General features: G+C 37.6%; 11 protein-coding genes. 5 read left to right on the top strand and 6 right to left on the bottom strand.

Annotated elements, in window-relative coordinates:
- Positions 1-54: 54 nt before the first annotated feature.
- Complete coding sequence (locus A3Q33_RS02060; protein ID WP_081178408.1) at positions 55-1,284, bottom strand: type III PLP-dependent enzyme; 1,230 nt, start codon at positions 1,282-1,284, stop codon at positions 55-57.
- Positions 1,285-2,022: 738 nt separating this feature from the next.
- On the opposite strand from A3Q33_RS02060, the gene A3Q33_RS02055 reads away from it, so the two are divergent.
- Complete coding sequence (locus tag A3Q33_RS02055) at positions 2,023-2,868, top strand: YiiX/YebB-like N1pC/P60 family cysteine hydrolase (RefSeq protein WP_081178406.1); 846 nt, start codon at positions 2,023-2,025, stop codon at positions 2,866-2,868.
- A gap of 297 nt (positions 2,869-3,165) precedes the next feature.
- Here A3Q33_RS02055 and A3Q33_RS02050 read toward each other — a convergent pair whose 3' ends face one another.
- Positions 3,166-4,137: a hypothetical protein gene (locus A3Q33_RS02050; RefSeq protein ID WP_081178404.1), complete on the bottom strand. Its 972-nt coding sequence runs from the start codon at positions 4,135-4,137 to the stop codon at positions 3,166-3,168.
- Positions 4,138-4,151: 14 nt separating this feature from the next.
- Positions 4,152-4,442, bottom strand: coding sequence for a hypothetical protein (locus A3Q33_RS02045; protein ID WP_081178402.1), 291 nt, complete (start codon positions 4,440-4,442; stop codon positions 4,152-4,154).
- Between the two features lie 665 nt (positions 4,443-5,107).
- Here A3Q33_RS02045 and A3Q33_RS02040 point away from each other — a divergent pair.
- From A3Q33_RS02040 to A3Q33_RS02030, 3 genes are all read left to right on the top strand, one after another.
- A complete protein-coding gene (locus tag A3Q33_RS02040) occupies positions 5,108-5,644 on the top strand; it encodes a hypothetical protein (protein ID WP_081178400.1) in 537 nt (178 codons plus the stop codon).
- A gap of 410 nt (positions 5,645-6,054) precedes the next feature.
- Positions 6,055-7,263: a porin gene (locus tag A3Q33_RS02035; RefSeq protein WP_081178399.1), complete on the top strand. Its 1,209-nt coding sequence runs from the start codon at positions 6,055-6,057 to the stop codon at positions 7,261-7,263.
- Between the two features lie 834 nt (positions 7,264-8,097).
- On the top strand, positions 8,098-8,916 hold the full coding sequence (locus tag A3Q33_RS02030; protein ID WP_081178397.1) for a mechanosensitive ion channel family protein: 819 nt from the start codon (positions 8,098-8,100) through the stop codon (positions 8,914-8,916).
- Between the two features lie 210 nt (positions 8,917-9,126).
- Here the strand turns inward: A3Q33_RS02030 and ggt are convergent, their stop codons facing one another.
- Positions 9,127-10,821, bottom strand: a complete 1,695-nt coding sequence (gene ggt, locus A3Q33_RS02025) for a gamma-glutamyltransferase (RefSeq protein ID WP_081178395.1) — start codon at positions 10,819-10,821, stop codon at positions 9,127-9,129.
- Positions 10,822-10,951: 130 nt separating this feature from the next.
- Positions 10,952-11,500: a TrmH family RNA methyltransferase gene (locus A3Q33_RS02020; protein ID WP_081178393.1), complete on the bottom strand. Its 549-nt coding sequence runs from the start codon at positions 11,498-11,500 to the stop codon at positions 10,952-10,954.
- Positions 11,501-11,795: 295 nt separating this feature from the next.
- Between A3Q33_RS02020 and A3Q33_RS02015 the strand changes: the two genes are divergently transcribed.
- Positions 11,796-12,263 carry a DUF1499 domain-containing protein gene (locus tag A3Q33_RS02015; protein ID WP_081178391.1) on the top strand — a complete coding sequence of 156 codons (468 nt, stop codon included), beginning with the start codon at positions 11,796-11,798 and terminating at the stop codon, positions 12,261-12,263.
- 370 nt (positions 12,264-12,633) lie between these two features.
- Here A3Q33_RS02015 and A3Q33_RS02010 read toward each other — a convergent pair whose 3' ends face one another.
- The gene (locus A3Q33_RS02010) at positions 12,634-13,536 is read right to left on the bottom strand and encodes an HDOD domain-containing protein (RefSeq protein WP_081178389.1); all 903 of its coding nucleotides are present in this window, start codon (positions 13,534-13,536) and stop codon (positions 12,634-12,636) included.
- Positions 13,537-13,540 lie beyond the last annotated feature (4 nt).

The raw sequence follows: 13,540 nt of genomic DNA, 5'->3' as shown, positions 1-13,540 counted from the left end.
TTTGTACGGATACAAGCCTGCGTATCTGTCGCGGAGGGAACTTTGCTTGAGCTATTAGCCGGTTAATTCTTGGCTGTGTACTTGCTCATTTAATACTACAACTTCTGCACGTTTGAAGAAGTTAAAATCAGTAGCCGTTGCTAGTGTGTACGCACCCATCATACGGCTAATAATTAAATCACCATTGTTTAGCTTAGGTAACATAATTGACTCGCTTACCACGTCAATGCTGTCGCATGTTGGGCCTGCTAGTACTGAGTCAAAACGCATGCCGTCTTGTTTCGCACTGTCAATTGGGTACGCCGCTTCGTCAAACATTAATCCGCTGAACGAGCCGTAAATACCGTCATCTAAGTAGTACCATGTTTTGCCTTCACGCTCGGCTTGACCCATTACAGATGCCACGCTGGTTACGCAGCTTGCAACAATAAAGCGACCAGGTTCAGCCAGTATTTGCATGGTTTCTGGTAATTGTGCAAGGGCAACGTTAATTGGCGCGCAAAATACATCAATCGGCAGTACATCAGCACTGTAAGGCACTGGAAAACCACCACCAATGTCTAACGTGCTTAATGCTGGTAAACCAAGCTCACTGACTTGTGCAATAACTTTTGCACAAGTGTTTATCGCGTCTACGTATTTAGTTGGGCTAGCTGTTTGCGAACCCACATGGAATGACAAGCCTTTAATACGAATACCTAACTGTTGAGCATAGGTAATAATTTCGATTGCCATTTCAGGGCTACAACCAAACTTTTTAGATAAATCAGCAAAAGCATCTTTGTTGCGAAAGCTTAAACGCACTAAAATTTCTGCTTGATCTTTGTAAGCAATAAATTTTTCTAGTTCGTTGATGTTATCTACCACAAACACAGTACAGCCATAAGCTAATGCATCACGAATGTCGCTATCACGCTTGATAGGATGTGAGTGAATAGTCAGCTCGCTCGGAACGCCTTCACTCGCCACTAAATCAATTTCACCGCTGGTGGCTAAATCAAAGCTCGCGCCTTCTGCTAATAATGTACGTACAACCGCTGCATGTGGCAAAGGCTTTAATGCAAAGTGTAATGTAACGCCTGGAAGTGCATTTTTAAGTGCATGGTATTGGCGACGAATAGCTTCGCAGTCAAGCACCATTAAAGGCGCACCAAACTGTGCTGCTAGTTGTTCAATTTCTTGATTGGTTGGTTGCGCATAGGCAAAGCATTCGCTTTGATTAGCGGCAACCGCTGCTGCAGGTAGTTTGATTGTGTAATCTTTTAATTGAGTCGATAAAGCCATGGTATTCTCCGAGTATAAGGACGTTTTTATTCCGTCCTAAGCAACCGCTCGGATAAGGTTTATCTACGAGTCAGTTGAGTGATATTAATAGTGCTAATGCACAGTCAAATTCACTCTTGGATAGTTGCTCATTTGCCTTGCTACAAACAGGGTTTGTAATGTACTCGGATTGGCTATCATCAAGAAGCGGCGAGATAATAATGTGTGTTTTAAATTTGTGCAACATTTATTTTTAAATAAATTAAAATAATTTTAATCTTATATAAAACATGATTTTGCGTGGTTTAAATTGAATATATTATTGATAAGTAAAATTAATCGAAACGCTATTACAGATAAAAAAAACCAAAATAGCCTATTAAACACTAAGCTATTTATCACTAAGCTATTTAAAAATTAATGGGCTGATAGTTATTGAAAATGGGCAGACAGTAAATTGGCTTTAACGTTAACTAAGTTTACATAGATGCGTGATTACTATCGTAAGACTTCCCCCGTTTAATTTTATCTCATATTAAGTAGACCTTGCTCAGCGATATAATACGTAATCGGTATACCTTTTTGTATCAAAACTTTGTGTGAAGGGCGTTACAACAAAACATGTATTTCAGAAAATGAGCCTTTATAGAGTTGCATGAAAAAGTGGCTAGGTTTATGCTGTTTACAATAATAAATAGCTGCCGATTAGTGTTTCATGTTGGCAAAAGCAGTATAGTTAACAAGGGCTAAATATTGGTTATGTCGGTAAAAAACCAAGAGAAAAAACAGAGTATTCTCTCTCGTATTGGCAATGCGCTGGGCGACAAGTTAGCGGCGTTTTTGAATAAACCAGGCGCTTCTTACACGACCTTCAGCACGCTTTCTACCGAGCAGTTAAAAGAGAGCCTTATGCCCGGTGATATACTGCTTATAGAGGGCGATAGTCGTATCAGTACAGCCATTAAATATTTAACCCAATCTACTTGGTCTCATGTTTGTATGTATATTGGCGATAAACCTAATTTATTACCGTTGTTGGAAGCCGACTTAGTGGAAGGTGTTATAACCGTGCCGTTAGAAAAATACGCCGGATTTAATATGCGTATTTGCCGACCAGTGAGCCTTACTGCAGAAGATACTGACGCCTTATTGGATTTTGTTACTGCACGCATTGGCCTACAATACGACACCAAGAATATCATTGATTTAATGCGTTATTTGTTGCCAACGCCACCGGTGCCGCTACGTTTTCGTCGCAGGTTGCTAGAATTTGGTAGTGGAGATCCAACTAAAGCGATTTGTTCAACCTTAGTTGCTCAAGCTTTTCAGTCGATTCGTTACCCCATTTTGCCGTTAAAAATTCCCGAGAACACTAACCCAGATGTAAGAGAAGCACCTGCTCGAGGTTTTTCACGGCTAAAGCCCCGATTTTTTGTTAAAAACCGTTTAGAAAAAAAGCATTACAGCCACTTTATTCCAAGAGATTTTGATTTATCGCCATATTTTGAAGTTGTAAAGCCGACCCTCAAAACTGGCTTTAACTATAAAAATATTCAGTGGGTAGACCAAACCAGCGATATTACTCAGCAATCGGATACAAAATAACGTACGTAACGTCTTTGTACTGCGGTGACGTTAGCTGTAAAAAGATGTAAATGGATTAAGTTATTATTACGAAGCTACTCACTCATGTAACCATCAAACAGGTTGTTGCAGGAATGAATAGCCATCACTGAGGTGATTGAGGTGAAAACTTCACTTTTTTTGTTTATAAATCATTCTACATTTATTACTTTTATATTTTATAGGTTTACAGGAAACTACAATCCAAAATCCGGACTTTTCTTGATGTTCCTTCATATGTTCGCATCTTTCACACGGAATGACTTTGTCGGGCATTTTTTAACTCCTCGCTAAATTACAAACTAAATCTTCATGGGTTTTCAACAATAAACTGTGCTCATTAGTAGGGTTTATACCTCCTGCAATAGCTTCTGAATATAGTTTAAGTAATATGACCAAATCATCGGCCGATTTAGTTAAAGAAAATTGCTTTAAAGATGAGGCTAATGAATCATCTAATTCAGAAAATAAATTGGCAGCTATGCCATTATCAATGACACTTTGCCACTGCTCGCTCTTTAAGTTAAAGGCACATCGTGTGATGCCCGAATGGTTTTGAACTTGTTTTGAAAAGTTTTCATCGTAAGACCCTAGTGCACTTTTTGCACTACTTTTAAATGCATCTTTTATATAGGGTTGCACAGCTAGTAACTTAGCCGCTTCACCTGTGGCAAAATATTGTCCGTTTTCAAATGCATTACCATTAACATCTGTTTTTACTGTGGTATCGATACTTGCCAGTACAGAGGAGTATTTGTCTTCAGCCCCATTAGCTCCTTTATGTATAGGGATATAGGATGCTTCTTTTCTTTTATAACCTAACGTAAAGGTAGGGTTGGAGTTTGATACGCCAATTTTAAATCCCAGAGAGGTACTAGTGCCAAAAATTAAGGCTTGGCGTTCGCCTGTTAGTTTATCATCATCACTTTTCGTGTAGGTTGTTGCCTTATCATCGATAACTAATGTTGCAGCTTCACCGGTAGCATAAAGCTGCTTTATGGTCGGATTTATGATTTCTCCGCTTGTTCTCATCGAACCTACTACGGGAGGTACCGCTCCATTTTCATAATTAGGACCAAAGTATCCCTCAACACGATCGTATGCAAAAGACACCGTGCCAGGTGTGCTGTCGACATCAACCACACCTATAGTGCTTTTCGTGACAAAAACAGCACTGTCTGTTGTGCTGCAACCAGATAGCACAAAGCTTAAGCATAAGGTAAAAAAAACAAATTTATCCCGTAAGTTCATCTTACATCTCCATTTTAATTGTCATCTTTAATCATTACAGCCACATCATTTTTCAAAACAGTGGTTGTTTCACTGTAATAGCCAATAGAAATCCCATTGTGTATTGGGCTATCTGAGTACATAGCGCCAAGGTTGGTAATTTTTACTTTATCACCGGCGACTAAACTATTATCGACAGGTTTTTCAAGTGTCAGACTAACGAATCCAACAATTCTCTGATTACCGTCATTATCCTGATAAGTGACTGCGCAAGAGCTAAGGATGAGACATAATAATGGCATAAGTTGTTGAAGTTTAATCGGCATATTATCTACTTTCTTATATAAAACAAAGGACTTACCCTGAACGGAAGTATAATACTGTATTTGTTATTTAAATTTACGGCTATCAACAACCGTCCATTTTACATTCTGAAGGTTGCTATCAAAGTTAGATCTAAACTAATTAAGATCTCTGATGTTTTAGAAATTGTGAAAGTGTCACAAATGAGAAAAATACTAAACCAATTTAGCTTTGTAAACGTTATTGAAAGGTAGATTCCCTTCACGCTTATTATATTTCCATATATCTAAACAGTAGGTAAAAACGCAAAAAAAGCAAATGTTTATAATTATCGACTTAAGGTATTAAATTGATGAAGGGATTTGTTTATCAATGGGGCAGTTACACTTTAAATACCCTCTAAATCCAGAATGAAGATAATCAAAAAAAAAGCTGTATTTTGGTGCCTACAAATATTAGAAATTCAGTGTGAAATTTTGAACGATTCTACTTCAATTACAAGCAAATAAAGCGTATAAAGTGAATTGTAAAACTTCACCCCTTCTATTAATTGTTAGTAGGCAAATATCAATAGGAAAATAGTGATTGATATTTGATTAAAACTTGATTGAAATTTGATTGAAATTTTACCTCTTTAAGTCAATAAATAACAGATGGATATTACTTTGAAAAGTAAATGGATATTATTATGAAAAAATTATTAGTAAGTGCTGCTTTATTATCTTTGTCTAGTGTTTCTACTTTTGCTGCAGAAACGACGGAAAACACCGTAGTGTATGAGGCTAAACTTGGCTTCGCAGAAACACTTGCTGTATCCCAGGCTGAGCAATTAGGTAGATATAGAATCGTATTAAAACCAATTAAAGGTTCGGAGTTTAAAGCTGGAAATTTAATTGCTGTAGGTATTGCCAGAGGGCTTTTGAATCCTGACTTTACCGCGAATCACATCTTTATTAACAAAGATCGTACAGGTGCTTTATATACAGAAAATGATGCAATTACTGCGATTTATGCTGGCGATCCAACTTGTGATAACGGCACTGGTACAGTACCTTTTGAAGTTGAGGAAACATTAAACTTCGTTGCAGGTACTGGTATTTATGCTGGTATTGAGCCAGGTAGCTTTATTGTGATGAAGGGAGTCATAAATAACTGCCCATCTTTACCTGAATTTGGTCAAAATAATTTTGAAGTAGTGGGTGGTACAGTAAGGATCACTCAGTAATTTCAAAAAGGCACTCATAAGCACAACTATTAAAAGGCGAATCAGCAATGATTCGCTTTTTTAGTGAATTAACTCGACCCCAGAGTTAATTTTTATTGAATAAATATCAACCTCTTTTTTTCATCGAAATTATTTCAACATCGCAGTTCAATACTTTATAAGCGCTTACAACTTGTATTCATATTTCCACTTTTAGGTTTGATTTATTACTTGTTTATTAATTGTTTACGCTTTGTTTACGCCTTATTTACTAAATGTTTACTGGCTGTTTTTATTTTAGATAGATGACCTTTCTATTTGCCTATTAGGTTGGATGTCCTACTTATTTATTTGTTAGAATAACAGCCCTAAATATTTTCTCAGTGACTTAGCTAAGTTAAGCTTTTTCCAATAACAAGACAGAGATTTAAATGAATAAAACATTAGTTGCAGCATGGCTTTCGACAATAGTTGTTGCCCCTAGCATTTCTGCAATCGAAATTTATAAAGATGAAACTAATGCCGTTAAAATTGGTGGCTTTATCGATGCCCGTGTCATTAATACTCAAGATGAAACCGAACTTGTTAATGGTGGTTCTCGCATCAATTTTGCTTTTAGTCGTCAGTTAAAGAATGATTGGCAAGCTAATGCCTTGCTTGAATGGGGTGTAAATCCAGTAGGTAGTACCGATATTGTATATAACAATCGCTTTGAATCAATTCAAGACGAGTTTTTCTATAATCGCCTTGGCTATATCGGCTTATCTCACGACAAATATGGCAGTATCACCATTGGCAAGCAATGGGGCGCTTGGTATGACGTGGTATATCACACAAACTATGGTTTTGTCTGGGATGGCAACACCGCAGGTGTTTATACATACAACAAAGACGACGGTGCTGTAAATGGCTCCGGGCGTGGTGACAAAACCTTACAATACCGCAACAGCTTTGGCGACGTAAGTATTACTGTGCAAACCCAGCTTAAAAACAGCACTTTTTACACCTGTGATAATGAAAATATTACCCAAGATGCCTGTGAAGAGTTATTGGCAACAGGTTCAGATGCTGCACAGAAAGTTGACTATAACTACACCTATGGTGGCGCGGTAACTTATCAAGCAACCGATAAGCTAGTATTAACAGCGGGTGTAAACCGCGGTGAGTTTGATGTGACCTTTGGTAGTGGGAGAACATCTACAGCTGTTGATCTTATTTACGGTATAGGCATCACCTGGGGTAACTTTAAGCACAAAGGGCTTTATGCTTCAGTAAACGTAAACAAAAACAAAAATCATGATACCGATAATATCGGCCGCTTGATTGACGAAGCTGTTGGTATGGAGTCATTATTTTCATATAGATTCGATAACGATATACGTACTATGTTCTCGTACAATATTTTAGATGCCGGCACTAACTACGTCATTCAACCTAACTTTAATGCTGACCCAAAAGATAACTTTAAACGTCAATTTTTTGTAGTGGGCCTCCATTATATATTTGACACTGATACCGTGATATATCTTGAAGCGCGTCGTGATAACAGTGATTTCACTAGTGCAGATAAAGCGCAACAAGCCAGAATGGAATTATCTGAAGATGACGGCGTTGCCATTGGCATTCGTTACTCTCTTTAAGCTGCATTTTCTCGCTTAATTACTTATATAAAAGGTTCGACCGCGTTGTTGAGCCTTTTTTTATTGCACTATTGTTAGCTAATGGATAAATGACGTATTATACCAATTGAAATAAATAATCGATCATTTTAAGGCGGTTAAATCGTCAATAACTGCGTTGTTTTCAATCACACACGCCCGCTATTACTCGACAATTGCTCCTGCATTGTTCTACTTACGGGCATCCATGCCCTAATCAATCAAACGCCTTGCCTGCAGGGATATGCAGGTACTTATGTTTAGTCTGGAACAATAAACATGTATTCTTGAACAATTTATCCTCGCTTAAAATTGGTCAATAACTTATTACATTTGGTATTACAGCACTTAAAAAATAGGCCCATCCAATAAATTTGAACGGCAGCTAGCTCTTAGCTTGTTAATTACATTAGGCTTTATTAAGCAGTGAAGCATGCCGCCATGAATATAAATAAGGCGCTTGAACATTGCTCAACTAAGTTTCAGAACTCACCGTCTCGTTGCTCTATCGCTTTAAGTCTAAAGCTGAAATAAAGCTTTAATTTTCAATTTTACAATGCTTTCAATATTTTTAATTGTTACAACGTTTAGTCATATTGCCGTCTTAAAACTAGATTTCTTAACTAATCTTCCCAATTATTATATATTTTAAGACTAATCATAATTTATCTCCTATATTCATAAGGTAACTATTAACTTGTGGCACCTGTTCAAGTGAAGTTTTCACCATGACAAAGAAGCAAAAATAAAATAGGGCAAACAATCGATGCTTTAAAGCGCTTGTTAAATTTTTTACAAATAAATCAGGGATATAATATGAATACAGAAGAAATTGGTAATCAAATCACGAGTATGGCAATACTCTACGGTCCTAAATTGATTGGTGCGATCTTAGTTTGGATCATTGGTGGTTGGGTTATAAAAATCATCGGTCGTGTGGTTAAAAGTACTTTAAACAAAAGTGGAACTGACCCATCTTTAAAACCTTTCCTCACTGGTATTGTCAGTGGGCTGCTCAAAGTTATGCTAGTTATTACGGTGCTTGGCATGTTGGGCATCGAAATGACTTCGTTTATCGCTATCATTGGTGCGCTTGGTTTAGCTATTGGCTTAGCTATGTCGGGAACGTTACAGAATTTTGCTGGCGGCGTGATGATCCTTATTTTTAAACCATTCAAGGTGGGGGATTTTATAGAAGCGCAGGGCTATAGTGGCTCGGTAAATCAAATTCAGATCTTTAATACCATTTTGAAAAGTGGCGACAATAAAACTATCATTATTCCTAACGGGGGATTGTCGACCTCATCAATGATTAATTACTCAACTGAGCCGAAAAGACGTGTTGATTGGACTATTGGTGTTGGCTACGGTGATGATTTAGATAAAGCCAAAGAAGTGATTAAACGCTTATGCGATGAGGATGAGCGTATTTTGAAAGATCCCGATGTATTTATAGCCGTGTCAGCTTTGGCAGACAGCTCCGTTAATTTTGTCGTCAGAGCATGGGTGATTGCGCCTGATTATTGGGGCGTTTACTTTCAAATGAATGAGAAGGTATATAAAACATTTGCCAAAGAAGGGTTAAATATTCCTTTCCCACAAATGGATGTTCACATTCATAAGAATGACGAATAGTTTTTAGCTAGGCTTACCGATGAAAGTCGATAGTTGGCATTACTGATTATGTTACTGATTATGCTATGGGTTAACTGTTATATCGATAGCTTCTATTAAGCTAATATGGGTAATGTAAAAGAAAAGAGCTGTCCAATTTACTTGGTCAGCTCTTTTTATATTTTTAAATAATGTTAACAACTTACTCGTAATGGTACTTTTTCAAGACTGTTACTTTATATCAATAACTTTTGAAACGCCGCGATCGCGCGAATCAGAAGCTGGAATAAGTTGTTCACCGTCTTTCCAAATAACTTGAATATCGCCAAACTCCCAGCTGTGAGGTTCAACTCTATAACCGCGTTTAGTTAAGGCTTCAATCGTACTTTCAGGCAATGGAAGCGAAGGGCTCTGAGTGATTAGATCGGGTGGTAGTAATTGGTGATGAAAACGGCTTGCGCTAGCGGCTTGAAGCGGTGTCATTTTAAAATCTATTATATTGACTATTGCTTGGAATACCGAAGTAAAAATGGTTGAGCCACCCGGTGTGCCGATAACCATAACGGCTTTGTTGTCTTGCAACAGTATGGTTGGCGACATTGAAGATAACATGCGCTTGCCCGGCTGTATTTCATTAGCGGTATTACCGACAACACCGAATATATTAGCGACTCCAGGTTTAACGCTAAAGTCATCCATTTCGTTGTTTAATAAGAAACCTGCACCTTCAACCACCACACCAGAGCCATATGCCCAGTTAATCGTGTAGGTATTTGAAACGGCGTTTCCGTCGGCATCAACAATTGAGTAATGTGTGGTATTAGGAGACTGAAGTCCTGGATTGACCGACGCTAAACGCGATATTTCATTTGGTTTTACTTCCATGGCACGTCGTTTGATATATTCGTCACTAATTAAGTGAGTCATGTCAATATCAACAAATGCTGGGTCGCCTAAATATTCTGCGCGATCAGCAAATACGCGCTTTTCCATTTCTGCTACTAAATGAACATATTGCTCTGAATTATGAGCGACACCTTTAAATTCGTCATTTAAATAGTCTTTCATTTTCAGTAATTGGATCACACCAAAGCCACCAGAACTTGGCGGTGGCGATGACAAAATTTGATAATCGCGCCAGTTAGCTTTTAAAGGCTCGCGCCAAACTGCCTTATATTGCGCCAGATCTTCTGCACTGATAATACCGCCGCTTTTCTGCATTTGCTTAACAAGTAACTTTGCTGTTTCGCCGTGGTAAAATTCTTTACGGCCATTTTTTGCTATACGTTTCAAGGTTGCAGCCAGCTCTGGCTGTTTAAATTTTTGGCCATGTTCAACGCTGCCAAAGTAGGTTTTGAAATTAGTTAATCCAGCAAAGCGTTGGTAATTATCTTGTATGTCATCAACGAGGATGTTTGCTGGAATAAAGCCTTCTTCAGCGAGCTTAATCGCAGGTGCTAATAATTTATTCCAAGGCAGTTTGCCAAAGCGTTGATGTGCTTCCCAAAAGCCGGCAACTGTGCCAGGTACACCAGGCGCTTTAGCACCAATTAAACTTAAGTTTTGGATGACGGCTTTTTCGTCATTAAGATACATATCGCGATGCGCGGTTAAGGGCGCTGTTTCACGGTAGTCTAAAAACAAGGCTTCGCCGTCAATGTAGATCAGCATAAATCCACCACCACCAATATTCCCCGCGTCAATATAGGTAACGGCTAATGCAAAACCCGTTGCAATAGCTGCGTCGACCGCATTACCGCCAGCGAGCAGTATGTCTTCAGCAACTTTAGCCGCATATTTGTCTGGTATAGCGACAGCTGCTTGTGAAACTTTTGAGTTAACTTTACCCTCAGCGTTAGCATAAGAAGCGAAGGTTGAAAAAAATAAAATAGAAATGAAAATATAAAAGCGAGCGCCATTCAACATGGGATATTCCTTGGTGGTTATTCAACAGGCTGCCATGTTAATTTTTCTAGCAGCCCTGCACTATAAACTGTATCAATGTTATATATTATGAACCGTGATCAAAGCAATGAATTAATCGGGTGGGGGCTATTTAAAGCAGTCTTCTAATTTGGTTAGCACATTCAGCTAAGACAATAGCGCCAGCGGTTGATACATTTAGCGAGTTGCCCATGCCAAACATCGATATGTGTATATGTTGGTGGCTTAATGTTAATGCGGCTTCACTAACGCCTTTGCGCTCGTTGCCTAAAACTAATACGCTTTTAGCAGGGTAAGCAACATCGGTGTAATCGACCGATTGTTGACATAGCTCAACACTGTATACGGAGTAACCATTATCTAATAAAGTTTGTAAGCTATTGGTTGTGCTCTCGTTGTATTCTACTGTTACCCATTTTGCTTCATTTCTTGACGCTTTTTTCATTTTTTTATCTGAAATACTCAGTGCGCCAGTCCCGCAAACAATGACTTTTTCGATAGCAAAAGCATCGGCTAAGCGAATAAAAGCACCAATGTTGTAGCTGTTAGTAACATTGTCTAGTACCACCACTAACGGAATTTTTGGTTTAGTTAAGTATTCGTCTCGCGTTAGTTTGTTTTCTCTAAGTTCTTCTTTACTGAGTTGTATTTTTGAAGGCATTATTTCTACTCTAATTACTTTGCTGCTCGATATAAATATGTGCTGATTTTTTACTAAACGTACATTGCTGAGTTTAAAACTGTGGTTTAGCGCAGCGGAGGATTGTGCTGTTTTATCTTGCGAAGATCAAATTAATGTTTATAAATAGTTTAGTGAATTTAGTTTAACGGTTGATAACATTAACTTGCAGGAAATTATCTATAATAGATTGCTTAATTACCTAAAATAATCAGAAAGTATGGCCAGATTCAATTACTATGACTTTATAGATGTATTCTTTTTTTGGACTCATACGATGAACAAAGTCAGACAAGTTATTTTTACCATTATAGTTTTCACAAGTTTGATAGTTTTAACCGGCTGTACATCAACGGCTCCTATTTTAGGTCTTGAGAATGGGCAACTGACATCATGCCCAAATAAACCCAATTGCGTTAATAGTTTTTCAAAAGATGAAGCACGATATATTGAGCCTATAATGATGATGGGTACGAAAATAGCAGTCAAAAATGCTATTTTGAACGTCGTGAATGACTTTGAGAACTCAAAAGTGACGGAAGTTGAAATTAGTTATATTCGGGCTGAGTTTACTTCAGATTTTTTTGATTTTGTTGACGATGTAGAGTTTTATTTCCCAGAGACAACGTCTAATGAAACCACGATACATGTGCGCTCAGCTTCTAGGCTTGGTTATGCAGACTTTAATGTTAATAGAGAACGCGTAGAAAAAATTAGACTTAAACTTGAAATACTTAAAAAATAGTCACGATGATTCAACGGTTGTGCTAAGCATTGTAAACACTAAAAATCTTACAGTTTAGCTATAAGTAAGTGTTATAAGTAAGTGTTATAAGTAAGTGTTATAAGTAAGTGTTATAAGTAAGTGTTATAAGTAAGTGTTATAAGTAAGTGTTATAAGTAAGTGTTATAAATAAGTGCTATAAAATAATTTATTTTCAATGAAATTAGCTGCTTAACAGTGTTTTTGGGGGGGATTAATATTGATGGTTTTAAGCCTATTTAAGCCTATTTAAGCCAATTTAAGTTTTGGATGTTTAGGCGACTTTAAAGCGGCTATTAATTTTACAGCTGAACTAGATGACACTAGCTCAGCATAAGCTCAGCAAATTCCCTTAACTTATGCTGTTTTCAATTTCAGGCGCTATATTAGTAAACTTAAGCCAAATATCTTTATCGACGGCATGTTCATTTAGTAGATTTTCACATTCATCGTTAGAAATTATGCCTTTTACCATCATTAAATATACTTCGCTTAATTGATTGGCTTTATATAGCACTTCTGCCAAAGCTGAACGTGTGGTAGTGCGTTGCTGGCTTAACGCTTCGGCATATATTTTTGGTAGCTTCCACTCTAACGCTATAAAGTAGCTGATGTCGATTGACATTTCAGTCATCAATTCTTTGAAAACTTTAGTGCCAGGTAAGCTTGATAATTCTTCCGCGAGTGCTTGTGACAGGCAATCAAATACGATGATTTTCCCTAAATCATGAATTAAACCCAAGAAGTAAGCGTCAAATCCGTTTTCATCTTGTCTAGTGGCTAATAGTTCGCAAAGCGTGGCACACTGTACGGAGTGAACCCAAATTTGTTTACCGAACATTTTGTAATAAATTGGCTTACATGGAATAACGTTAGCCATTAACAGCGTTGTAGCAATACGTAACAGGCCCGACAATCCTAAAACCGTTATTGCACGATTCAACGATACGATTTCCTTTTCGCCTCGATGATAAATTGCAGAATTAGCTGTTTTTAATACCGCGATAGCGAATGAAGGGTCTTGCTCAATAATTTCAACAAAACTGATGACGCTTGAGTCTGGATCGTCAATTGTATTTAACAGGCGAACTATCATCGCGGGTAATGCAGGAATATGCTGACTAAGTCTGTCGGGGTTATTTAATATATCCCTGACTTTTTGTAATACTTTGGTTTCGAGCTTACCCATAGGTATATTAGAATTTATATCACCAAACATTACGTCATAAAAGCTTGTTGAAATGTTCGTTAGCATTTGA

Source organism: Colwellia sp. PAMC 21821 (assembly GCF_002077175.1).
Classification (GTDB): domain Bacteria; phylum Pseudomonadota; class Gammaproteobacteria; order Enterobacterales; family Alteromonadaceae; genus Cognaticolwellia.
Note: the sequence above shows the minus strand (reverse complement) of the source record. Positions and strands in the feature narration are given on the sequence as shown.

Excerpts from the sequence above, each read along its gene's own strand:
- A3Q33_RS02045 (WP_081178402.1), bottom strand. The coding sequence starts at position 4,442 with ATGCCGATTAAACTTCAACAACTTATGCCATTATTATGTCTCATCCTT.
- A3Q33_RS02030 (WP_081178397.1), top strand. The coding sequence starts at position 8,098 with ATGAATACAGAAGAAATTGGTAATCAAATCACGAGTATGGCAATACTC.
- A3Q33_RS02055 (WP_081178406.1), top strand. The coding sequence starts at position 2,023 with ATGTCGGTAAAAAACCAAGAGAAAAAACAGAGTATTCTCTCTCGTATT.
- A3Q33_RS02020 (WP_081178393.1), bottom strand. The coding sequence starts at position 11,500 with ATGCCTTCAAAAATACAACTCAGTAAAGAAGAACTTAGAGAAAACAAA.
- A3Q33_RS02040 (WP_081178400.1), top strand. The coding sequence starts at position 5,108 with ATGAAAAAATTATTAGTAAGTGCTGCTTTATTATCTTTGTCTAGTGTT.
- A3Q33_RS02015 (WP_081178391.1), top strand. The coding sequence starts at position 11,796 with ATGAACAAAGTCAGACAAGTTATTTTTACCATTATAGTTTTCACAAGT.
- A3Q33_RS02035 (WP_081178399.1), top strand. The coding sequence starts at position 6,055 with ATGAATAAAACATTAGTTGCAGCATGGCTTTCGACAATAGTTGTTGCC.
- A3Q33_RS02010 (WP_081178389.1), bottom strand. The coding sequence starts at position 13,536 with ATGCTAACGAACATTTCAACAAGCTTTTATGACGTAATGTTTGGTGAT.
- ggt (WP_081178395.1), bottom strand. The coding sequence starts at position 10,821 with ATGTTGAATGGCGCTCGCTTTTATATTTTCATTTCTATTTTATTTTTT.
- A3Q33_RS02050 (WP_081178404.1), bottom strand. The coding sequence starts at position 4,137 with ATGAACTTACGGGATAAATTTGTTTTTTTTACCTTATGCTTAAGCTTT.
- A3Q33_RS02060 (WP_081178408.1), bottom strand. The coding sequence starts at position 1,284 with ATGGCTTTATCGACTCAATTAAAAGATTACACAATCAAACTACCTGCA.